The organism is Brevundimonas sp., from assembly GCF_035999125.1.
GTDB lineage: Bacteria > Pseudomonadota > Alphaproteobacteria > Caulobacterales > Caulobacteraceae > Brevundimonas.
In genome coordinates this window covers 121,411-143,380 of sequence record NZ_DASYGX010000007.1, presented here as the reverse complement: position 1 = coordinate 143,380, position 21,970 = coordinate 121,411, and the positions used below count along the sequence as shown (strand labels likewise).

Below are 21,970 nucleotides of genomic sequence, written 5' to 3'. Positions count from 1 at the left end.
CGATGCGCCGGCGGATCACCACGCAGGAAGAGCTCGACCGGCCCAAGGTCCGAAGGGTGGTCGCGATCCTGATCGTCGGCACGATCGTCGCCGGCGTCGCGGCGTGGCTCGCCGGTGTCGATGACCGGGAAGGCGTGTGGGAGGGCGGCGCTTCCGTCGCAGCCCGGCCGGTCGATCCGCTCCGGGCCGAGCTCCTGCGCTGCAATGGGCTCGGACAGGCCGCGCTCGAGGACGTTGGTTGTCGCAACGCCTGGGCCGAGAACCGTCGGCGTTTCTTCGGGTCGCCCAACCGTCAGCCGCCGAGCGTCAACGAGAGCCGCGCCGTTCCGCTGCCCCTTCCCGGACCCGCAACGGAGACGCCGCGATGAACGGCATGGGCGTCATCGACCGCTTCCTCGAGGTCTTCACCCGCTACATCGACAGCGGCTTCGGGCTGCTGAACGGCGAGGTCGCGTTCCTCGCCTCGACCCTGATCGTCATCGACGTGACGCTCGCGGCCCTGTTCTGGGCCTGGGGCGCCGACGAGGACATCCTCGCCCGGCTCGTCAAGAAGACGCTCTTCGTCGGCGCCTTCGCCTTCATCATCTCCAACTGGAACACCCTCTCGCGCATCGTCTTCGAGAGCTTCGCGGGCCTGGGCCTGCAGGCCTCGGGCACCGGCATGTCCGCCGCCGACTTCCTCCGGCCAGGCCGCATCGCTCAGACCGGCCTCGAAGCCGGACGACCGATCCTCGACTCGATCTCGGGCCTTATGGGGTTCATCAGCTTCTTCGAGAACTTCATCCAGATCGCGATCCTGCTCTTCGCCTGGGCGATCGTGATCCTCTCCTTCTTCATCCTGGCGATCCAGCTCTTCATCAGCCTGATCGAGTTCAAGCTCGCGACACTCTGCGGCTTCGTGCTCGTGCCGTTCGGCCTCTTCAACAAGACCGCCTTCATGGCCGAGCGCGTGCTCGGCCTCGTCATCTCCTCCGGCGTGAAGGTGCTCGTGCTCGCCGTCATCGTCGGCATCGGCTCGACCCTGTTCGGAGAGTTCACACGCGGCTTCACCGGGCAACCCACGATTGAGGACGCGATGGCGCTGGTGCTCGCCGCGCTCTCGCTGCTGGGCTTGGGCATCTTCGCCCCCGGCATCGCCAACGGCATCGTCTCGGGCGGTCCGCAACTCGGCGCAGGCGCCGCGGTCGGAACCGGCCTCGCCGCAGGCGGCATGGTCATCGCCGGTGGAGCCGCCGCCATGGGCGGCGCAAGGCTTGCCGGCGCCGCGGTCGCGAGTGGTGCGCGCGGCGCGACGAGCGTCGCGGGCGGGGCCAGCGCCGCTTACGCGACCGGCTCCGCTGCCTCCGGCGGCTCGGTCGCGGGCGGCCTCTCCGGTGTAGCGCGAACGGGCGCGTCGGCCGCGAGCAGTCCACTCCGCCGCGCGGCCGAGACCCTGCGTTCCGACTTCCAGCGCGGCGGTCAGGCCGTGACGGAAGGGGGTGGCGATGCAGCCGCCAGCGCCGCCAACGACGCCACGAGCTCGGGCGAGCCGGGCTGGGCGCGCGCCATGCGCCGCCGTCAGGCGGCGATCCACGGCCTTCAGACCACCGCCCATGCGCTCAAGTCCGGCGACGCCGGCGGCGCAGGCTCCTCCGTCAGTGTCCGGGAAGGGGACTAGATGTTCTTCAAGCGATCCTCGATCCGGTACGGCCGGACGCCCGAACCCGAGACGCCCTACCAGCGCGCCGCGCAGGTCTGGGACGACCGCATCGGCTCCGCCCGTGTCCAGGCCCGGAACTGGCGGCTCATGGCGTTCGGCTCGCTGTTTCTCTCGGCCGGCCTCGGCGCGGGGCTCGTCTGGGTGACAGCGTCGGGCACCGTCGTGCCCTGGGTCGTGCAGGTCGATCGGCTCGGCCAGGCGCAGGCGGTCGCGCCGGCCGACGCGGGCTATCAGCCGACCGATCCGCAGATCGCCTGGCACCTCGCCCGCTTCATCGAGCAGACCCGCGGCATCCCGGCGGACGCGATCGTGCTGAGGCAGAACTGGTTGCGCGCCTATGACTACACGACCGACCGCGGCGCGGCCGCGCTCAACGACTACGCCCGAGTCAACGACCCCTTCGCCAAGCTTGGCAAGGAGCAGCGCGCGATCGAGGTCTCGAGCGTCATTCGCGCCTCGCCGGACTCGTTCCGGGTCGCCTGGGTCGAGCGCCGCTACGTCGATGGCGCGCTCGCCGCGACCGAGCGCTGGACCGCGATCCTGACGATCACCGTCCAGACGCCGCGCGACGCCGAGCGGCTGCGCCGTAACCCGCTCGGCATCTACGTCCATGCCCTCAACTGGTCCAAGGAGCTCGGCTGATGCGCCACATCCCTCTCACACTGGCGCTGCTCGGCTCGGTCGCGCTCGCCGCCTGCTCGACGACGAACTGGACTCCGCCCGAGATCAGCTACGATGAGACCGCGACGCCGACACCCGCCGTGCTCGCGGCCGATCCGCCGCGGCCCGTCGAGATCGTCCAGGTGCCGACCCCGCTGCCGCTTCCCGGCCAGCTTCAGCGCGTGCCGCCGGCGCGCACCCAGCCGCCCGAGGCGACCGACCCCCGCGCTCGCGTCGAAGCGGCCAACAGCGCGGCCCGCGTCCAGCCGTTCCGCTCGGGCTACTTCAATGCGGTGCAGGTCTATCCCTACTCCGAAGGCGCGCTCTACCAGGTCTATTCTGCACCCGGACAGGTCACCGACATCGCGCTCCAGCCCGGCGAGCAGCTGGTCGGCTCGGGCCCGGTCGCGGCCGGCGATACGGTGCGTTGGATCATCGGCGACACGATCAGCGGAACCGGCGCGACCGCCCGCGTCCACATCCTCGTCAAGCCGGTCCGTCCCGATCTCCAGACCAACCTCGTGATCAACACCGACCGGCGCACCTATCACCTCGAGCTGCGCTCGGCCGAGCGGACCTACATGGCCTCGGTGTCCTGGTCCTATCCGCAGGACGCGCTGATCGCCTTGAGACGGCGCAACGAGGAGGCCGCCGCGGCGCAGCCGGCGGCGACCTCGACAATGCCGGCGATCGAGAACTTGAACTTCCGCTACCGGATCGAGGGAGACCATCCGTCGTGGAGGCCCGTTCGGGCGTTCGACGACGGGCGGCAGGTGTTCATCGAGTTCCCGTCGGGCATCGGCCAGGGCGAGATGCCGCCGCTCTGGATCATCGGTTCGGCGGGCGACGCGCAGCTCGTCAACTACCGCATCCGCGGCCGCTATATGGTGGTCGACCGTCTGTTCGGCGGCGCCGAGCTCAGGCTCGGTGGCGAACGCCAACGGCGGGTCCGCATCGTGCGCACCGATGGTCGGCCCACGTCATGAGCGAGATCCGTCCCGATGATCCGGTGCCCGAGCCAGCGCAGCCGTCCAGGGACATCGCCGCGGAGCTCCGGCTTCGTCCCGAGCGGCCGCGCGTCGTTCGTCTCTCGCGCAAGGTCCTGGCCGGGATCGGCGGGGTCTCGGCGCTAGCGCTCGGCGGCGCGCTGATCTGGGCGCTGCAGTCGAGCCGCCCGCAGGCTCCCCAGGAACTCTTCAACACCGACAGCCGCACCGAGGCCGAGGGCCTGTCGCGGCTGCCTCGCGACTATGCCGGGGTGCCGCAGCTCGGTCCTCCGCTGCCGGGTGATCTAGGGCGACCGATGCTCAACGCCGGCGTGGCGCCGCAGCCGCTTCCCGGCGCGCCGACGCCCGCGGCGGCTCCGCCCGATCCTGAGGCGCAGCGGCTCGCTGAGGAACGCCGTCGCATCCTGCAGGAGATGGAGGCGGCTCGCGCAAGCCGGCTGTTCGCGGCGGAGACGACGGCCCGGGCAATCGCAGCAGCGCCATCTCCCTCCACTGCCTCCGAGTTTGGCGGTGCGCTGAACAATCCGTTCCCGCTTCCCGGCATCGGTCAGCCGCAGGTGCAGCCGACTGAGAATGAGCGGCGCCTCGCCTTCCTGAACGTCCCCGTCGATCGCCGCACGGTGAGCGCCGACCGCATTCAAGCGCCGGCCAGTGCCTATGTCCTTCAGGCCGGCGCGGTGATCCCGGCGGCGCTGATGACCGGACTGCGATCCGACCTGCCCGGACAGGTCACAGCCCAGGTCACCGAGAACGTCTATGACGGCCCGACGGGGCGCATCCTGATGATCCCGCAGGGGGCGCGGCTGATCGGCCAATACGACGCGCAGACCAGCTTCGGGCAGTCGCGCGCTCTGCTCGTCTGGACGCGACTGATCATGCCGAACGGCCGCTCGATCGTGCTAGAGCGCCAGCCCGGTGCGGATGCGGCGGGCTATGCGGGGCTGGAGGACGAGGTGGAAAACCACTGGGGCCAGATCCTGCGCGCTGCTTTCATTTCGACCTTGCTGAGCGTCGGCAGCCAGGCGGGCGCCGGCGACGACGAGGACCAGCTCGTCCAGGCGCTGCGGCGCGGGTCGTCGGACGGCGTGAGCCAGGTCGGGCGACAGCTCGTGGGGCGTTCACTGGACATCCGCCCGGCAATCACCGTCCGACCCGGCTTCCCGGTGAGGGTGATTGTCACGCGCGATCTCGTGCTTGAGCCCTGGCGCGGCTGAGGAGAGGCCAATGGCGAAGCTTAAGCTCTCGGGTGTCGGCGATGACAAACCAGTGCGGCTGACGGTTGAACTAGCGGCCGCGCTCCACCGCGACCTCGTCGCCTATGGCGAGGTAATGGGCCGCGAGAACGGGACGGCTCCGGTCGAGCCAATGAAGCTCGTCGCACCGATGCTCGCCCGCTTCATGGCGACAGATCGCGCGTTCGCGAAGGCAAGGCGCCGTTTGCCTTCCGCGCCTGCACCCGCGCCGCGCTCAGAAAGCGCCTGAGCGCCGGATTGTCGTTCTCGGGCGACCAAACGGCGCTGAATGGAAGCACCTCGCTGGCCAGCGGCACGAAGGCGACGTGCGGGTAGGAGACGCCGGCTTCGGCCCCGCTGATGAGGGTGACGCCGAAGCCGAGACCCACCATGGCCATCAGCCCTTCGCGGGCGACGCGATGATGATCGATTCGAGGGCTGAAGCCGAGCGTCGCCAGCCGCTGCACGATGAAGTCATGGATCTCCGGACCAGGTGCGACGCGGCTGACGATAAACTGCTCCTGCGTCAGGTCATTCATTTGAAGAATACCAACGCCGGCGCGTCGATCATCGGCCGGCAGCGCTAACAGGATCGGCTCATGCCAGAGCAGTTCGGCGTCACAGCCCCCCGGCCGCGGCGACCCGGTGAGAAAGGCGATGTCGAGCTCACGTCCTACTACGCCGGCTACGTGCGTACGCGGCTCGCCTTCTATCAGTTCCATCGCGACGGTGGGATGCTGGCCTCGAAAGCTTCGCAGGAGCATGTTGAGGAAGCTTGATGAGACCGAAGCGACGACGCCGATCTTGAGCGTGCCCTCACCGGCATGGCCCGCGGCTTGTACCGTCCTGAGCGCGGCGTTCAAGTGAGAGAGGACGGTCCTGACATCGTCAAGAAAACGACGTCCCGCGATGGTGAGGCGGACTCCACCCCGATGTCGCTCGAACAGCGAGACGCCAAGCTGATCCTCGAGGCCCCGCACACGCCGACTAACGGCGGATTGCTCGATACCCAGTTGCTCGGCCGCACGCCGAAACCCGTAGGCTTCGGCTACTGCGACAAAGCAGTTTAGGTCCTTCAGATCCATGTCGGTCCAAGCGAGTGCGGCCACTAGACTTGCCAGACGTTGTCGAAGGCCGAGCAGATCTCGAGAGTCGATCCGCTCACGACGCTAATGGCGAATCAAAGAAAGGCTTATGGCCGCCCTAGTCGCCTTTGATCGCGGCGGCGACCGCTCCGCTGTCTTCGGACATCACGCAGTGAACAACCGCACCGTCAACGACTCGGGCGCGTTGCGCGAACGGCGTCGTGAACCGCTGCCCGGTTTTCGCGGACACGGCACGATAGCTGCCGAAGATCGCCACGAACTCGCCCTCGGCGAACATCGTCTCGACCTCAAATGCCTCAACCCGCAGCTCGGCGTAGATGGCGGAGAAGGCCGATTTGAGCGCCTCATGACCTCGATGAAGCCCCGCCCACGGGATTGCTGAGCGAGAGGCTGGGTCTTCTCCGTAAATCACGTAGACAACATCGGGCGAAGTATGACGCGTGATCGCGTTGACGTCGCCGCCGCTTAGCTCTTCGAAGAACGCGCGAACGACCTTGATCGGGCTACGGTCGCTCATGTCACGCCGCCTCCCGCGCATGAGAGTGCGTCGCCTCGGAGAGAGCGGCTCTCGAGCCGACCTCGTCCGGGCGCATGTACCACTCCGCAAGATATGACCGGAGCGGTTTGAGGTCGGCGACCGGCACGACTGCAGCCGTATAGTTGTCGGGTCGGATCAGAAGGGCCGTAGGTACCCTCAATCCGTACGCCTTGTGGGCCAACCGATCGAGGTCGTAGTAGACCCGCGCGGGGCTGTCGAGCGTGCCGGCCCCTGCGATAATCACGTAGGTGCTAAGCTGCGGCAGCGAGGCCAAGTCGCGCGCGATCGACGCAGGCAACGACACCCCACCATCAAATATGATCAGCTTCCATTCCGGCGAGCGCAGCTCCTTGAACAACGACACCTCGGCCGCGTCGGAAGCACGAAGGACGTCGGCATCGCGGACGCGTTGGCCCGCGCGGATGCTCTTCTTCGTTCCGCCCGGCAGGGTAAGTGGGCTCTTCTCATAACTAACGCCCAGCTGGCTGAATGCCTTGGCCAGAGGCGGCCAGATCCGGTCTAGGACGGCATTGCCATAGCGCCCGAGAATGAACTGGTTCAGCTTCGGTGCGGGCAGCGTGTTCTTGAGCGTACTGATCTGGATCTTCTCCAGCGCGAGCCGGTTAGCCCGGCGCTCCGCGTCATAGGTCTGGAGCAACGCTGGAGACGCCTCGCCCCGAATGACGTCGTGCAGCTTCCAGGCAAGGTTGAGCGCGTCCTGGATGCCGATATTCAGGCCCTGGCCGCCATTCGGCAGGATCGGATTGCAGGCGTCGCCCGCAAGGATGACTCGCCCGTCGATCAGGGCCGGCGCTACGCCCGTGAGCAGCTCGCCGTGGCTGAACCAGATCGGGTCGGACAGCGTCGCGGTCTCGTCTCCGCTGATCGTCCGGAGCTTGCTCTGCATCTCCTCAAGCGTCGGCTCGCGATTGGGCAGTCGGTCCTTTTCCTCGAACACCATCACCTTGGTATTGTCGCCCGGCAGGTGGATAACCACCCCGAAGCCCTCATCATAATAGTAGAGCCACATCTGCTTCATCGTGCGCAGGCCCCGCCAGCTAAGCTTGGCGTCGACCTGCCAGACGTACTTGCCGGTCTTCACGGGCTCGAAGTCACACTTCGAGAACTGCCGGGTGACGCTGCGCGGACCGTCACAGCCGACGACGTATCGGAAGCGAAGGCGGTGCTCACCGCCACCAGCGGCGATCGTCGCAACGACGCCGTCCCCGTCCTGCTCCAGCGCGGTCAGTGAGTGCGAGAAGCGTATGCGCCCACCGGCGTCCGGCAGCGCCTCCTTCAGGTTGCGGTCGATCAGGTCTTGGCCGAGGAAGAGGACGTTGGGATGCGGGCTTTCGCCGAGGTGCATCGGCCGGGGCCCAACATCTAGGCCGTACATGTGGACCATGTAGCGCTTCATCACGCCGCCGGTCTCGTACATGCGGTCCGCGAGCCCAAGCACATCGAGTTGCTCGAGGGTACCCGGCATGAGGTTGGTGGCTTTGGTGTGGACCGAGACGCCCGGCTTGGCTTCGATCACGACATAGCTCGTGCCGAGGCGCTCCAGCGCGTTGGCCAAGGCTAGCCCGGTCGGTCCCGCGCCGACGATCAGAACGTCGGCTTCGTATTCGTGCATCGTGGCGCTCCGCTTCTATGATCAGCCCGCACGACCACGCGAGCGGTGGCCGTGCGGCGCAGTCGGGAGCGCAACGACTAGCGGGATTGGTTACATGTTGTCAATCTCCGCGCCTCTCCAGGTCGATCATCGCCGCCGTCAGCCGCGTGACCGTATCCAACGCCTCCTGGATCGAACGTGGATCCAACCCTTCGGAGATGATGCGGTTGTAGGCCATTCCCCGCGCCAGTGCCTCCTGCTGGAGCTGACGACCGCTGTCGGTCAGGATCACCATCAACGCTCGCTTGTCCTGCGGGTCGGCCACCAGCTCGATGAGCCGCTCTTTCTCCATCTCGGCTGTGAGCCGACGGATCGCCTGGCGCGAGAACCCTAGGCGGCGGGCGTGTTCGCTGAGTGTCAGGGGCTGGGGTTCCTCGGCCGCTTGGTCGATGAGAATCCAGCGTGCATTCGTAAGGCCGGCTTCGCGGTTCATGGCCGTGCCGGCGCGGTGCGAAATCGCGCTCATCTTGAGCACGCCGCGCATCAGATCGGTCATAAGCGCGGCGCGCTTCTCATCCTCTGTCGTCATCTCTCGAACGTCGGTGAGCGGGCGAAGCGCGTCAACTCCGCAAGGGCCCATCGATCGCCTTATAGGAGCGAGCGGCCCGCTCGAATGTTGACGATGATGGTGCGGGCGGTCGGACTCGAACCGACACGTATTGCTACGGCGGATTTTGAATTGTCATCATCTACGCTGCACTAGCCGCGACCGGCTCCCCGCATCCCCGGATGAACAGTCTACAGCGTCGAGAGAGCACTTACCCCGCATCCAGCTATTTCAGAGAATGGCTTTGATCGGCAGGACTTAGCTCAGCCTCTCGACTTCCGCCGTGCAACTGCGGCGCACCTAGCGCGTTCGGAGGTCCTATCGTGGCGACCTGCGCCAAATTCAGATCGATCCTGGCAACTCCGCGTACGCACCGCCGGTTGCCGGTCTTTGCACTATGACCCCAGCAGTCGCCTTCCATTGCTCACGATCGGTGACAATCCTCCGGCCGCAAGGTTGAGGAGACCAGTTGGCCATGAGCAAAGCGACGATGAACCTGCCGCGCACGATCAGGCGGCATGAGCTCAAGCAAATCGTGCCTCTTGCCGACAGCACGATCTACGAGATGGAGCAGAGGGGAGAGTTCCCAAGGCGGTTCGCACTTAGCCCTCGCTGCGTCGTGTGGAACCTTGCGGAGGTAGAAGCTTGGCTTTCGGAGCGACGCGCCCGCCCGGTCGAACGGGCGCGTGCTCCAGATGTTCGTCAGCGCCGAACGCGCCCTGTCAAAGTGCCGGATCGAGCAGCGCCGCCGGAGCGGAGGGCGGGAGGATAGCAGGGGCACGCTTCCGCCCCTCGCACCAAGCATCAACGAGATCCGCCCATTCCTGGAGCATGTGGCGGCGCTGATGTTCGTACTCCGCCTTGTTGTAGACGCCCCGCGACGATCGACCATCCTCATGCGCGAGGCATTTCTCAATCCAGTCGCTGTTAAAGCCGAGCTCGTTCAACAGCGTAGAACCTGTGCGGCGAAGGTCGTGCACGGTGAACGGCGCGAGCGGTAAGCCCTGCTCCTTAGCCTTCTCGACGACTGAGTAGGTAACGCGGTTGAAGGTCGCACGCGACATTGGTGCGTCGGCATCATAGCGCGAGGGCAGTAGGTACTTTGAGTTCCCGGCGCAGGTCTTCAGTGCCACCATGATGTCGAGCGCCTGGGTGGAAAGGTAGACATTGTGCGGGCGAGACCGCTTCATGCGTTCTTTGGGAATGCTCCAGACCGCGTTCTCAAAGTCCACTTCGTCCCACGTCGCATCCTGAAGCTCGCTTTTGCGGACCATGGTGAGCAGGATCAGCCGCAGCCCGAGCCGAATCGTCGGCAAGGTGGGGACTTGCTCCAGCATCTGGAAGAGCACCCGGACCTCTGCCGGCGACAAGGAGCGATCGCGAGGAACAAAAGTGGCGACCGACGAGGGTCCGACTTCATCCGCTGGGTTCGGCACGCGCTCCCCATGCAGTATTGCGAAGCCGTAGATTTGCTTCACGATATCCCGGACATGAATAGCCGTGGCCGGAGCGCCGCGATCAACGATCTTCGCGCACAGTGTACGTAGATCATCGGGCAAGATCTCCGTCAGCAGCCGCTTTTCCCACGAGGGCCTGAGCTCCCGCTCAAAGATTGAGCGCCGCATGGCGCGCGTGCTGTCAGCCATCGGCGCTTTTTGAAGCCAGCGCTCACCGAACTCTCCGAAGCTCTTGGCCTCCCGCAGGCGCCGCTTGTCCCGCTGCTTCTCCTGGGCGGGCGAGCGCCCTTCCGCGAGAGCACGACGAGCGTCGATGCACTTCGCTCTGGCTCGCGCCAGCGAAAGGCCAGCCGGACCGTAGCGTCCCAGCGTCAGCGTCTCGCGGCGACTGTGCATGCGGTAGTCAAAGCGGAACGAGATTGCACCACCGGGCGAGACGTAGGCGTACATGCCGTCCCGGTCGGTAACCTTGTAGGGCTTCTCCTTGGGCTTAAGGTTCTTAAGCGCAACATCGGTGAGCATAACGGGCTCCTTTTTGAGGATACCGTCACCCCGGAGCGGCGCCACCACCACCCACATTTCTTCAGCGCTGACAGGCACTTACGCTAAAGAAACTACCGTCATCCGGGCTTCTGTGGCTGACGGTATGGCGCTGTCCGCCAGAGATCAACCCGTTCGCGGTCCGTCGGTTTGACCGTCAGACACGATTGCTGCGCACCGATAGCTGGCGATAGCTGTCGGACGAAAAATATCTATGTAGCAACGGCTTAGAGGAGAAATTGCGATCAATCCCGATAGCCTTCGGGCCCTAGCGAATCATTCCCACTCGATCGTCCCTGGCGGCTTGGACGTCACGTCGTAGACGACGCGGTTCACGCCTCGCACCTCGTTGACGATGCGCGTCGCCGTCCTGCCCAGCACGTCCCAGGGAAACTCGAAGAAGTCCGCGGTCATGCCGTCGGTCGAGGTGACGGCCCTCAGCGCCAGCACCTTCTCATAGGTCCGGGCGTCCCCCATCACGCCCACGGTCTTCACCGGCAGCAGCACGGCGAAGGCCTGCCAGATCTGGTCGTACAGCCCGGCCTTGCGGATTTCGTCCAGATAGATGGCGTCCGCCTCCTGCAGGGTCGCCACCGCGTCCGGCGTGATCTCGCCGGGGATGCGGATCGCCAGCCCCGGTCCGGGGAAGGGGTGTCTGCCGACGAAGGCGTCGGTCAGGCCCAGCTCGCGCCCAAGCGCCCGCACCTCGTCCTTGAACAGTTCCCTCAGCGGCTCGACCAGCTTCAGCTTCATGTAGTCCGGCAGGCCGCCGACGTTGTGGTGGCTCTTGATGACGTGCGCCTTGCCGCTGGACGACGACACGCTCTCGATCACGTCGGGATACAGCGTTCCCTGGGCCAGGAACTCGGCGCCCTCGATCTTCGCCGCCTCGCGGTCGAACACCTCGATGAAGACCCGGCCGATGGTCTTGCGCTTGGTCTCCGGGTCCGCCTGGCCCGCCAGAGCGCCGAGGAATTCCTCCGACGCGTCAACGTGGATCAGCGGGATGTTGTAGTGATCCCGGAACAGATTCGTGACCTGCGTCGCCTCGTCCTTCCGCAACAGTCCCGTGTCCACGAAGACGCAGGTCAGCTGGTCACCGATCGCCTCGTGGATCAGCACCGCCGCGACCGAACTGTCGACCCCGCCCGACAGGCCGCAGATGACCTTGGCGTCGCCGACCTGTTCGCGGATCTGGACGATCTTCTCCTCGCGATAGGCCGCCATGGTCCAGTCGCCCTTCAACCCGGCGATGCCGTGGGTGAAGTTGCGCAGCATCCGGTCGCCGCGCGGCGTGTGCATCACCTCCGGGTGGAATTGAATGCCGTAGAAGCGTCTCTTCTCGTCGCCGATCACGGCATAGGGCGACCCCGGCGAGGTGGCGATGACGTCGAACCCTTGAGGAATGGCGACGATCTTGTCGCCGTGGCTCATCCACACCGGCTCGTCCTCGCCGACGCCCGCCAGCCCTTCCAGCAGCGGCGAGGCGTGCTGCACCGTGATCGCCGCCCGGCCGAACTCGCGGTGGTGACCGCCCTCGACCCTGCCGCCCAGCTGCTCGCACATGGTCATCTCGCCGTAGCAGATGCCCAGGACCGGCACGCCGGCGGTGAACACCGCGTCCGGCGCGCGCGGGCTGCCTTCCTCGTGCACGCTCTCCGGCCCGCCCGACAGGATGATCGCGGCGGGGTTCATCGCCGCCATCGCCGCGTCGGCTTTCGCGTACGGATGGATCTCGCAATAGACCTTCGCCTCGCGCAGCCGCCGCGCGATCAGCTGCGTCACCTGGCTGCCGAAATCGACGATCAGGACTTTCTGGTGCTCGGTCATGCGGTCCGTTCGTACAGGGCGAAGAAGAAGCCGTCGGTCTGGGTCGAGGCGGGCGACAGGCGTCGCCGCGCTCCGACCGGGGCGAAGTCGGGATGGGCGGCCTCGAAGGCGTCGGCGCTGGCCTCGTTCTCGCGGCTCAGCATCGAACAGGTGACGTAGGCCAGACGCCCGCCCGGCTTCACCAGCTTCGCCGCCTGCCCCAAGATCCGCACCTGCAGGGCATGCAGCCGCTCGACCTCCTCGGTCGTCAGGCGCCAGGCGTCCTCGGGCCGCCGCCGCCAGGTGCCGGAACCGCTGCACGGCGCGTCGACGAAGACCAGATCGGCCTGACCGTTCAAGTCCTCCATCCCGCCGCCGTTCTGCCCGATCAGCCGCAGCTCCGCCTCGACGCCCGCGCGCGCCAGCCGCGGCCGGATGTTCTCCAGCCGCTTGGCCACGACGTCGGAGGCAATGAGTCGACCTTCAGCCTCCTTCCCCGCTCGCCGGGGAAGGTGGGCGGCGGAGCCGCTCGAATGGGGTGGCTGTGTCCACGGACTCCGCTCTTGAACGTCATCGGCGCGGGCGGGCTGAACAGCCACCCCATCCGTCTCGCTCCGCGAGCCACCTTCCCCGGCAAGCGGGGAAGGAAACATGGCTTGGGCCAGTCCCAGCGTCTTGCCCCCGCCCCCGGCGCAGTAGTCGACCACGGTCATGCCCGGCGCCGCGCCGGCGAGGGCGCAGACGATCTGGCTGCCCTCGTCCTGGATCTCGATCCTGCCTTCCCTGAACGCCTCCAGCGCCTGCACGTTGGGCGGCGGTTCGGACGCGAGTCTCAGGCCCCAAGCCGAATGCCGCGTTGGCAGCGGGTCGAGTCCCGCCGCCGCCAATTCAGCTTGGACTTCGTTGACCGAAGCCTTGGCAGGGTTCACCCGCAGGTCGATGGGCGCCCGAGGTTGCATGAGGGCCCAGGCCTCATCCTTCCAGGCCTCGCCATAGATTGCCTTGAAGTCCTCGACGACGAACTCGGGCAGGCCCGCCGCCACCCAGCCGGGCAGTTCGCCCTCGCCCGCCGTGATGCGGCTGCGCTCCTGCTTGGACAGCGGCCGCGGGCCATAGCCGTCGCCGGAATGCAGCGCCTCGATCTCTTCCAGCGTCAGCCCGTCCAGCGCCGCCAGCGAGCCGATCACCAGCGCCCGCCCGTCCTCGCGCCCGCCCATGATCCAGCTCAGGCGTCCGCGGGCCCGCAGCACCTTGTAGACCCGATCGGCGATCGCCCGGCGGTCCTTCGACCCCGCATAGCGGTTGGCCGCGCCCCAGGCCTTCAGCACGGCCTCGGCCGGTTGGCGGCCCTGGGCGATGGAGTCCAGCACCGAAGCGGCGGCGGCGAGGCGGGCGGAAGGGGTCACGGGTCTCCGATCAGACGAACAGGGCGGCGATGACCATCACCAGACCGGCGGCCGAGGCCAGCCAGGCCACCGACCTCAGATAGGGCACGCCCATCGCGTAGAGCGGCAGGTAGATCACCCGCCCGAAGAAATAGAGATGCGCGCCCCAGTACGTCAGCGGCCCCGACTTGTCGGCCGCCGCCGCCAGCAGCACCGCGGCGGCGAACAGAGGCAAGGTCTCGAACAGATTGTCCTGCGCCCGCCGCAGCCGTCCGGCCAGCACGCCCGGAGGCGGCGTCTCGCCGTCGCGCGGCCCGGCGTTCCACTTGGGGCCCAGCTCGGCGGTTCGAGCCTGGCCCGCCCACAGGATCTGCACCAGGGCCAGGATCAGGGTGAAGGCCAGAAGGATGAAGTCGGGCTGCATGTCCATGGTGCGTCCTATCCCTGCCGATAGTTCGGCGCCTCGCGCGTGATCATCACGTCGTGCACGTGGCTCTCGCGAAGGCCCGCCCCGGTGATGCGCACGAACCGCGCGCGTTCCTGAAGTTCCGGGATCGTGCCGGCGCCCACATAGCCCATGGCCGCGCGCAGGCCGCCCACCATCTGGTGCAGCACCGGCGCGATCGGGCCCTTGTAGGGAGTCTGGCCCTCGATGCCCTCGGGCACCAGCTTCTGGGTCTCGACCTCCTTCTGGAAATAGCGGTCGGCGCTGCCCGCGCCCATCGCCCCGACCGAGCCCATGCCGCGATAGCTCTTGTAGCTGCGGCCCTGGTACAGGAAGACCTCGCCCGGGCTCTCGTCCGTGCCGGCGAACATCGAGCCCATCATGGCCACGGATGCCCCCGCCGCGATGGCCTTGGCCAGGTCGCCCGAATACTTGATCCCGCCGTCGGCGATGACCGGGGCGCCGCTGTCCTTCGCCGCCCGCGCCGCCTCCAGAATGGCCGTCAGCTGGGGCACGCCCACGCCGGCGACGATGCGGGTGGTGCAGATGCTGCCCGGCCCGATGCCCACCTTCACAGCGTCGGCGCCCGCGTCGATCAGGGCGCGCGCGGCGTCATAGGTGGCGATGTTGCCGGCCACGATCTGCAGCCGGTTGTTCTCGCGCTTGATGCGCTCCACCACCCGCGCCACCTGGGCCGAGTGGCCGTGGGCGGTGTCGATCACCACCACGTCGGCCCCGGCGTCGGCCAGCGCCATGGCCCGCTCGAAGCCGCTGTCGCCCACGGTGGAGGCCGCGCCGACCAGCAGGCGCCCCTGCTCGTCCTTGGCGGCGTTCGGGAAGGCCTGGGCCTTCTCGATGTCCTTCATGGTGATCAGGCCGACGGCGCGGTGATCCTCGTCCACCACGATGACCCGCTCGATCTTGCGGGTCCGCAGCAGCTCGCGCGCCGCCTCCTTGCCCGCCCCCTCGCGCAGGGTGACCAGCTCGCCCGTGGTCATCAGATCGGCGGCCTTGCGGTTCGGATCGCTCTCGAAGCGCATGTCGCGGTTGGTCAGCATGCCGACCAGCTTGCCGGTCACACGGTCCACCACGGGGAAGCCGCTGATCTTCTTGGCCGCCACGATCTCGCGCACCTCGCCCAGCGTGGTGTCGGGGTGCACCGTCACCGGGTTCACCACCATGCCGCTCTCATAGCGCTTCACCTGCCGCACCTGCTCGGCCTGCTCGTCGACGGTCAGGTTGCGGTGGATGACCCCCAGCCCCCCCGCCTGCGCCATGGCGATGGCCAGCCGCGCCTCTGTCACCGTGTCCATGGCGGACGACAGCAGCGGGATGTTCAGCGTGATGTCGCGGGTCAGGCGCGTCGAGACGTCCGCGTCGGCGGGCATGATCTCGGACGGGCCGGGTTCGAGCAAAACATCGTCGAAGGTGAGCCCTTCGCGAATCTCCATGAGGAGCCTCCGTTTTGCGGGCCGCGTATAACCGTGCGGAGGGTGCAACCGCAAGGCCCGCCCGCACGTATTGCAGAGTGAAGGTGACGTCGGCCTTGCCGGACCGGGTCCGACGACCGATGTTGGGGGCGCATGGTTCGGATCCTGATCAGCACGGCGCGGCGACTGGCGATGAAGATCGCCAGCTATGGCGTCATGCACCTGATCGTGGCCGTCATGGTGGCCTTCGCCATCACCCGCGACTGGCGGCTGGCCCTGGCCGTCGGCCTGGTCGAGCCCTTCTTCCAGACCATCGCCTATTCGATCCACGACCGCGTCTGGCACCGGATCGAGCGACGCGGCCGCCTGTCGGGCCTGGAGGAGGCGTCGGAGGCCTTCACCGCCCGTCTGGAGGTCATGTCGCCCGAAGAACAGCTTCGCGCCCACGGCCATGCCCACGGTCACGGTCATCACGGCCACAGCCACGCCCTGCCGACCTCGTTCAAGCAGATCGCGGTCAAGACCGTCACCTATGGAGTCATGCATTTCGTCGTGGCCGTCGCGGTCGCCTATGCCCTCACGCAAGACTGGCGCACGGCCCTGGCCATCGGCGTGATCGAGCCCCTGGTCCAGACCGTCTTCTTCACCGTCCACGACCGCATCTGGACCCGCATCGAGGCCCGGCGCGAAGCCCGCAGGGCCGCCCTGGCCGAGGCCTGATCCGACCAAAAGGAGCGCGGACCTCCAGGTCCGCGTGGCGGTCGCGGCGCGAGTCGCGGACCTGGAGGTCCGCGCTCCCTCGAATCGCGAGACACCACCCCGCTCCCGCTCTATCCTCCTCCCTCCCATGCCCATCCGCCGCCTCTCGCCCGAGACCGTCAACCGCATCGCCGCCGGAGAGGTGATCGACCGCCCGGCCGGCGCGGTGAAGGAACTGGTCGAGAACGCCATCGACGCCGGCGCCGCGTCCATAGAGATCCACGCCGACGGCGGCGGCCTGTCGCGCATCCTGGTGGCCGACGACGGCAAGGGCATTCCGCGCGACGAGTTGCCCCTGGCGGTCGAGCGCCACGCGACGTCGAAGCTGGAGCCCGACGACGCCGGCGACGTCGACCTGCTGCGCATCTTCACCCTGGGCTTCCGGGGCGAGGCCCTGCCCTCCATCGGCTCGGTCGCGCGGCTGTCGCTGACCGCCCGCACGGCCGGAGAGGAAGCCTGGGCCATGCAGGTCAACGGCGGCGCCGCCGTCGGCCCGGCCCCCGCCCCCTTCCCCGCCCCGCACGGCGCGCGGGTCGAGGTGCGCGACCTGTTCTACGCCACCCCCGCGCGGCTGAAGTTCATGAAGTCGGCCCGCGCCGAGGCCATGGCCGTCACCGAGGAGATCAAGCGCCAGGCCATGGCGCACGAGGCCGTGGCCTTCACCCTGCTGCTGGACGGCCGCGCCGTGCTGCGCCTGCCCGCCGAAGCCAAGGGCGACGAGGGCCGCCTGCGCCGCCTCGCCGCCCTGCTGGGCCGCGACTTCGAGGCCAATGCCCTGCTGATCGACCAGACGCGCGAGGGCCTGCGCCTGTCGGGCTATGCCGGCCTGCCCACCTATTCGCGGGGCAATGCCGCGCACCAGTTCCTGTTCGTCAACGGCCGCCCGGTGAAGGACCGGCTGCTGCACGGCGCCATCCGCGGCGCCTATGCCGACTTCCTGGCGAGGGACCGCCACCCGGCGGCCGCCCTGTTCCTCGACCTCGATCCGCTGCAGGTCGACGTCAACGTGCACCCGGCCAAGGCCGAGGTGCGCTTCCGCGACCCCGCCCTGGTCCGCGGCCTGATCGTCGGCGCCCTGCGCCACGCCCTCGCCGGCGCCGGCCACCGCGCCTCGACCACGGTCGCCGCCGACGCCCTCGCCGGCTTCACCGCCCACCAATCCCCCGGCTACCGGCCGCCCCCCAGCGCCGCCGGCTTCAGCGGCTGGACCGGCTGGGACGCCGCCCGCCCCGCCCCCCAGGTCATCCCCGGCCTCGAGGAGCGCAGCGCCCGCGTCGAACCCGGCGCCGCGCCCCCCTACTCCCTACTGCCTACTGCCTACTCCCCGGACGCCGCCGCGCCCGCGGCGGCGGACATCGACTTCCCCCTCGGCGCCGCCCGCGCCCAGCTGCACGGGACCTACATCGTCGCCCAGACCCGCGACGGCCTGGTCGTGGTCGATCAACACGCCGCGCACGAGCGGCTGGTCTATGAGCGGATGAAGGCCCAGATGGCGACCGGCGCCGTGACCCGTCAGGCCCTGCTGGCGCCCGAGGTCGTCGAGCTGGACCCCGCCGAGGCCGACCGCGTCGTCGCCCGGGCCGACGAGCTGGCCGAGATGGGCCTGATCGTCGAACCCTTCGGCGGCGGCGCCGTGCTGGTGCGCGAGACCCCCGCCCTGCTCGGCGACACGGACGTCCAGGGCCTGATCCGCGACATCGCCGACGACCTGGCCGAACACGGCGCGGCCCTCAGCCTGAAGGAGCGCATGGCCGAGGTCTGCGGAACCATGGCCTGCCACGGCTCCGTCCGCGCCGGCCGGATGCTGAGCGCGCCCGAGATGAACGCCCTGCTCCGCCAGATGGAAGCCACCCCGCACTCCGGCCAGTGCAACCACGGCCGGCCGACCTACGTGGAGCTGAAGCTGGCCGATCTGGAGCGGTTGTTCGGCAGGCGGTGAGGGCCCGGGGGTCGACTGGACCCACGTCCGTCAGCGCGTCGCGCTCACCGCCGAAGTGGGGGTGGCCCGCGAGGAGTTGCGCCACCTCCGTGACAAGCGCTGACTCGCCGTCGCGCTTGCGACGTCCGTTTCCTGCACGCCTCCCAGCTTCACGTAGATGGCCTTCAAGGTCTCACGCTGGGCCACCACCTGCTTGCCTTTCGCGTCGCTGATCGGCTTCCACAGGTACGGTCTGACGTCGCTCGCCGTCGGAGGGGCCGCCATCTCGTTGAGCGTGAAACTGATCGCGGCACGCAGACCGGCCCTGACCGCCGAACGGGCGTTCCCCGGATTGGCTTTCAGCTCGGCGTCTATCGCATTGGAAACCTCCGTTCGACGGGCCAGGTCGTAGGCCGCGTGGGCCGAGCCCGTGCCGTGCGGATCGGCGAAGACGGCCTGCTTCCGGATCGTCGGATGCTGCATCTTCTTCCCCTTCGTCGCGAACCCGACGTAGATGGTCGGGAGCCTCACGCTGGAGATCTCATCCAGGACTTCGCTCAGGTTTTCTTGAGCGGAGGCCGACAGTTTGGCCTTGAGCATCCCGCCCAGCATGGACCTCACCGACGCGGTCGAGATCAGCTCGTCGTTGCGCGGCGCCAGCCGGCGGTACTTGCCTCCGAACCGGTCCAGCAGGACCATGCGATCCGACGGCTTGGACTTGAACGCGTCACGGAAATATTTCCGGGCCTTCGAAGGGGCCGCGACCGGCTTGGGCTTCGACTGCATGTCCGGCGCCTTCGCCAAGGCGGACCCCTGCTTGGCGAAGGACACGTCCAGCTGGGCGTGCTTGGGCGAACTGGCCTTCTTGCCCTTGGCCTTCTGCTTCTTGAACGCCGAAATCTTCGACTTGCCCACCGCCATGGCGGGTCAACCCTCGCCGATCGCCAACGCCTTCAGTGCGAATGGAGCCGCGGCGCCCGAACCGTCCGCGGCGATCTGGATGTCGATCCGGTTGGCCCCCAGTTTGAGGTAGTCGTGGAAGTCGTTGGACGTGTAGTCCTTGTTCCGCATCACGACCGAGATCAGGTTGTTCTCTCCGCCCTGGCCCTCCAGGGCGTCGACCCGACGGGTCACGGTGCTGTCGGGGTCGCCGTTGAACGTGAAAGACAGCAGGCACGAGCCGGCTTTGGCCACCCACGCCTTGAGGAACAGGGCGTAGTCCGTGGTCGCGTCCAGGATCTTGAAATGGACGGTCAGCGACGACGTCGTCTTGCCGCCGGCGGTCGTCATCGTGGCGTCGAACCCGGAGCCTTCCACCTGAAGATTGTTGGCGTCGGACAGAATCTTGAACGCCGTCGTCGTCCCGGGCGGCGCCAGGAACTTGCTTTTGATGAAGCCGACCACCGCCCCGTTGTCGCCGTCGCCCGAGAGGATGGGGTCCAGACCCAGAAGGGTCAGGTCCAGGGCCGGAGAGGTGTAGGTCGCGCCGGGCGTCGTCTTGTCGAGCTTGCTGTAGGGAGTTGGGTGCCCGCCCCCCGCGATGCTCAGACCATGAGACGCGCTCCAGTAGGTCAGCGGGTGTTTCAGCGTGACCAACTGGTCGGCGGCGCTCGCCGGAAGATCGAATTCCCAGCACGCCTTCATGACGAAATCGATGCCGAAAAGGGAAAGACAGCTCGGGGGCCCTACCGTGTAACCGAGGTCGAAGTAATCGTAGGCGACGAACATGCGATCGAGCATCATTGTTGGCATGGGAATGAGGCCATCCGAGTCAGGCAGCGGCACATTGTATTGAAGAATGTCCCACGGATACTCTTGCGCCCAAGTCCACTGCGGCGCCTTGATGCCCCCATTCAGACTTGCATAGCCCGCCCAGTCCTTGATCGACAGGGAGTCGTTTTCGCCCGAGTCATGGGTCGATCCCCGGTCGGTGGAGCGCGACCTTGACTGGTTAGTCTCTTGGGCCTCCGAGTGGTTGTAATCAGCCGTGACCGACGGGCCCATCAGACCCACGCTGACCGAGGCCCCATAGGAGTTGGTCTGAGTGACGGCCGACCCGCTTGAACGCTGGATGGTGGACGAGGCCGTCGAGCCGTCGTTGGACGAGCTGGCGGCGGATACGGTCGCGTTCAGAGTGCGCGGCGCATAGTCGACGAGGCGAACCGAGTCGCCGGAGACAGGCAGGATCGAACCACATGCGACCAGCGCCGGATAGTCGTTGAACTGATAATTCGGCCAGGTCGGTTCGGTCTGGGCGCCGCCGATCACCACGCGCGCGGTGCTGGTCAGACGATACGAAGCGCTTTCGCTCAGATTTCGGAGGTCGTTGATCCGGCGAACCTCGTATCTCGTGAACAGCGTTCCCAACGTCGCCCCGCCTTTGCCGGCGATCGTGAATTCCGCAGTCGTCGTGTAGACGTCGATCGGCCTGAGCATGAGACACCCTCGAAGCCGGAGCGACACGGCGTCCTCCGGTGCGCAGCAGCGGTCCGGGATTCGTCCTTGGATGCAACCTAAAATGATCAGCGAAAGGCGACGTCTCTACCGCAGCCCGTGCGATCGTGGACGCGCTCGCCGGCCACGACCGTTTCTGACGCACCGCGCCCCTAGGCTGTCGGCATGAGCAGCCCCTATCGCATCCGTCCGATCGAAACCTGGGTTCAGGCGCGCGCCGACTATCTGGGCGGCATGTCCGCCGAGGAAGTGTGCCGTCGCCACGATCTGGGCCTGTCGGCCTTCCGCCGCCGCGCGCGCCGCCACGGCTGGCGGCGCCGGGATCACGCCGCGCCGCCGGATCCCGCCGACCTGACCATCTATGACGACATGGTCCCCGACGACGAGGTCGCCGCCGCGCGCCGACGCTATCTGCACGCCCTGGAACAGGGCCGCTCGGTCGAGGCCGCGCGCTGGCGCCGGCTGTGGCGTGAACTGCGGGCCGAGGTCGAGGCCTTCGACGCCGAATTCTTTCAAGGCATGACCGAGCGCGAAATTGCGGAGGCCATGGCCGACGAGGCCGGAGACGACGAGATCGACGACGCGCTCACCCTCCTGGAGCCCCCGTCAGCCGAGCCCGGACCAGATCCGGCGTCTGACGCCCCGGACGAAAATGTGCACTATGTGCACCCTGTTTTTTCGAGTGCACATTTCGGGGCCGAGCCCGAGGCCCCGCCCCCCGACCTTCAGCCCGCGGCCTGCGGCGTCGCCCCCGACGGCACGGACTCCGGCGACGGCTGCCCCACGTCGCCCGGCAGTTGGCGGATGTAGCGATAGATCGCCCGCCGGTCGGCCTCCGACATGGCGCGCACGCTGGGCCACGGCATCGGCGGCAGGCTGGTCCCCTCGTCCATCAGCCGGACCCACTCGTCCTCGGTCAGCCGCTGCGTCGTCAGGCGCAGGTTCTTGCCGTAGCTGACGCCCCACGACCCGGTGTGCGGCTCATTGGAGCCCTTCAGCCACTCCGCCTCGGGCGGCTCGGCGCCGTTGGTCGCGGCATAGCGCGGCGTGTGGCAGTCGTTGCAGCCGCCGACCCTGACCAGATACCGCCCCGCCTCCACGTCGCCGGCCGCGATCACGCGCGGCAGATCGCCCGCGTCGGCCGTGACCGTCGCCGTCGTCTCCTCCGCCGCGCCGCACGCCGCCACCGCCCCGACGGCCCCCAGGCCCGCCAGCGTCGTCAGAAACCGCCTCATCGTGAACTCCCCTCTTCCCGAGGCGGAGCAGACGTCGCACGACGCCGTTCGTCAAGCGGCGCGCTCCCTCTCCCGCC

General features: G+C 67.8%; 22 protein-coding genes. 10 read left to right on the top strand and 12 right to left on the bottom strand.

Going from position 1 to position 21,970, the window contains the following annotated elements; all coding sequences use genetic code 11:
- The first annotated feature begins 2 nt into the window (after positions 1 to 2).
- The 6 genes from trbK-alt to VGN45_RS06245 are packed head-to-tail and all read left to right on the top strand — an operon-like array spanning position 3 to position 4,848.
- A complete protein-coding gene (gene trbK-alt, locus VGN45_RS06270; RefSeq protein ID WP_327460474.1) occupies positions 3 to 368 on the top strand; it encodes a putative entry exclusion protein TrbK-alt in 366 nt (121 codons plus the stop codon).
- Complete coding sequence (gene trbL, locus VGN45_RS06265; RefSeq protein WP_327460471.1) at positions 365 to 1,657, top strand: P-type conjugative transfer protein TrbL; 1,293 nt, start codon at positions 365 to 367, stop codon at positions 1,655 to 1,657. Before trbK-alt ends, trbL begins: the two co-directional genes overlap by 4 nt.
- Complete coding sequence (gene trbF / locus VGN45_RS06260; RefSeq protein WP_327460469.1) at positions 1,658 to 2,341, top strand: conjugal transfer protein TrbF; 684 nt, start codon at positions 1,658 to 1,660, stop codon at positions 2,339 to 2,341.
- Positions 2,341 to 3,345: a P-type conjugative transfer protein TrbG gene (trbG, locus tag VGN45_RS06255; RefSeq protein WP_327460467.1), complete on the top strand. Its 1,005-nt coding sequence runs from the start codon at positions 2,341 to 2,343 to the stop codon at positions 3,343 to 3,345. Before trbF ends, trbG begins: the two co-directional genes overlap by 1 nt.
- Positions 3,342 to 4,580: a TrbI/VirB10 family protein gene (locus tag VGN45_RS06250; protein ID WP_327460465.1), complete on the top strand. Its 1,239-nt coding sequence runs from the start codon at positions 3,342 to 3,344 to the stop codon at positions 4,578 to 4,580. Before trbG ends, VGN45_RS06250 begins: the two co-directional genes overlap by 4 nt.
- A 10-nt stretch (positions 4,581 to 4,590) precedes the next feature.
- Entirely contained in the window at positions 4,591 to 4,848 is a 258-nt protein-coding gene (locus tag VGN45_RS06245) for a DUF2274 domain-containing protein (protein WP_327460463.1), read from the top strand.
- Here VGN45_RS06245 and VGN45_RS06240 read toward each other — a convergent pair.
- From VGN45_RS06240 to VGN45_RS06225, 4 genes are all read right to left on the bottom strand, one after another.
- Positions 4,763 to 5,683, bottom strand: a complete 921-nt coding sequence (locus tag VGN45_RS06240; RefSeq protein ID WP_327460461.1) for a LysR family transcriptional regulator — start codon at positions 5,681 to 5,683, stop codon at positions 4,763 to 4,765. The two genes, VGN45_RS06245 and VGN45_RS06240, sit on opposite strands and share 86 nt — an antisense overlap.
- Before the next feature lie 118 nt (positions 5,684 to 5,801).
- Positions 5,802 to 6,221 carry a nuclear transport factor 2 family protein gene (locus VGN45_RS06235; RefSeq protein ID WP_327460459.1) on the bottom strand — a complete coding sequence of 140 codons (420 nt, stop codon included), beginning with the start codon at positions 6,219 to 6,221 and terminating at the stop codon, positions 5,802 to 5,804.
- A 1-nt stretch (position 6,222) separates the two neighbouring features.
- Complete coding sequence (locus VGN45_RS06230) at positions 6,223 to 7,875, bottom strand: FAD-dependent monooxygenase (protein WP_327460456.1); 1,653 nt, start codon at positions 7,873 to 7,875, stop codon at positions 6,223 to 6,225.
- A 100-nt stretch (positions 7,876 to 7,975) separates the two neighbouring features.
- Positions 7,976 to 8,410 carry a MarR family winged helix-turn-helix transcriptional regulator gene (locus tag VGN45_RS06225; RefSeq protein WP_327460454.1) on the bottom strand — a complete coding sequence of 145 codons (435 nt, stop codon included), beginning with the start codon at positions 8,408 to 8,410 and terminating at the stop codon, positions 7,976 to 7,978.
- 526 nt (positions 8,411 to 8,936) lie between these two features.
- Between VGN45_RS06225 and VGN45_RS06220 the strand changes: the two genes are divergently transcribed.
- Positions 8,937 to 9,233 carry a helix-turn-helix transcriptional regulator gene (locus tag VGN45_RS06220; RefSeq protein WP_327460452.1) on the top strand — a complete coding sequence of 99 codons (297 nt, stop codon included), beginning with the start codon at positions 8,937 to 8,939 and terminating at the stop codon, positions 9,231 to 9,233.
- Here VGN45_RS06220 and VGN45_RS06215 read toward each other — a convergent pair.
- The 5 genes from VGN45_RS06215 to guaB all read right to left on the bottom strand — a co-directional run bounded on the left by VGN45_RS06215 (position 9,184) and on the right by guaB (position 15,548).
- Positions 9,184 to 10,440 (bottom strand): tyrosine-type recombinase/integrase, encoded by a 1,257-nt coding sequence (locus VGN45_RS06215; RefSeq protein WP_327460450.1) that lies wholly within the window; start codon positions 10,438 to 10,440, stop codon positions 9,184 to 9,186. The two genes, VGN45_RS06220 and VGN45_RS06215, sit on opposite strands and share 50 nt — an antisense overlap.
- Before the next feature lie 294 nt (positions 10,441 to 10,734).
- On the bottom strand, positions 10,735 to 12,288 hold the full coding sequence (gene guaA, locus VGN45_RS06210) for a glutamine-hydrolyzing GMP synthase (RefSeq protein WP_327460448.1): 1,554 nt from the start codon (positions 12,286 to 12,288) through the stop codon (positions 10,735 to 10,737).
- The gene (locus tag VGN45_RS06205) at positions 12,285 to 13,673 is read right to left on the bottom strand and encodes an RsmB/NOP family class I SAM-dependent RNA methyltransferase (protein ID WP_327460446.1); all 1,389 of its coding nucleotides are present in this window, start codon (positions 13,671 to 13,673) and stop codon (positions 12,285 to 12,287) included. Before VGN45_RS06205 ends, guaA begins: the two co-directional genes overlap by 4 nt.
- Before the next feature lie 10 nt (positions 13,674 to 13,683).
- Entirely contained in the window at positions 13,684 to 14,082 is a 399-nt protein-coding gene (locus tag VGN45_RS06200) for an MAPEG family protein (protein ID WP_327460444.1), read from the bottom strand.
- 8 nt (positions 14,083 to 14,090) lie between these two features.
- A complete protein-coding gene (guaB, locus tag VGN45_RS06195) occupies positions 14,091 to 15,548 on the bottom strand; it encodes an IMP dehydrogenase (RefSeq protein WP_327460442.1) in 1,458 nt (485 codons plus the stop codon).
- Positions 15,549 to 15,680: 132 nt separating this feature from the next.
- Here guaB and VGN45_RS06190 point away from each other — a divergent pair, with 132 nt between their 5' ends.
- Complete coding sequence (locus tag VGN45_RS06190) at positions 15,681 to 16,247, top strand: DUF2061 domain-containing protein (RefSeq protein WP_327460440.1); 567 nt, start codon at positions 15,681 to 15,683, stop codon at positions 16,245 to 16,247.
- 127 nt (positions 16,248 to 16,374) lie between these two features.
- A complete protein-coding gene (gene mutL, locus VGN45_RS06185; RefSeq protein WP_327460438.1) occupies positions 16,375 to 18,225 on the top strand; it encodes a DNA mismatch repair endonuclease MutL in 1,851 nt (616 codons plus the stop codon).
- Positions 18,226 to 18,255: 30 nt separating this feature from the next.
- Here the strand turns inward: mutL and VGN45_RS06180 are convergent, their stop codons facing one another.
- Both VGN45_RS06180 and VGN45_RS06175 read right to left on the bottom strand, forming a co-directional pair.
- Complete coding sequence (locus tag VGN45_RS06180) at positions 18,256 to 19,125, bottom strand: hypothetical protein (protein ID WP_327460436.1); 870 nt, start codon at positions 19,123 to 19,125, stop codon at positions 18,256 to 18,258.
- A gap of 6 nt (positions 19,126 to 19,131) precedes the next feature.
- A complete protein-coding gene (locus VGN45_RS06175) occupies positions 19,132 to 20,640 on the bottom strand; it encodes a hypothetical protein (protein WP_327460434.1) in 1,509 nt (502 codons plus the stop codon).
- Between the two features lie 183 nt (positions 20,641 to 20,823).
- Here VGN45_RS06175 and VGN45_RS06170 point away from each other — a divergent pair, with 183 nt between their 5' ends.
- Positions 20,824 to 21,468, top strand: coding sequence for a hypothetical protein (locus tag VGN45_RS06170; protein WP_327460432.1), 645 nt, complete (start codon positions 20,824 to 20,826; stop codon positions 21,466 to 21,468).
- Here the strand turns inward: VGN45_RS06170 and VGN45_RS06165 are convergent.
- Positions 21,384 to 21,893 carry a cytochrome C gene (locus tag VGN45_RS06165; RefSeq protein WP_327460430.1) on the bottom strand — a complete coding sequence of 170 codons (510 nt, stop codon included), beginning with the start codon at positions 21,891 to 21,893 and terminating at the stop codon, positions 21,384 to 21,386. The two genes, VGN45_RS06170 and VGN45_RS06165, sit on opposite strands and share 85 nt — an antisense overlap.
- Positions 21,894 to 21,970 lie beyond the last annotated feature (77 nt).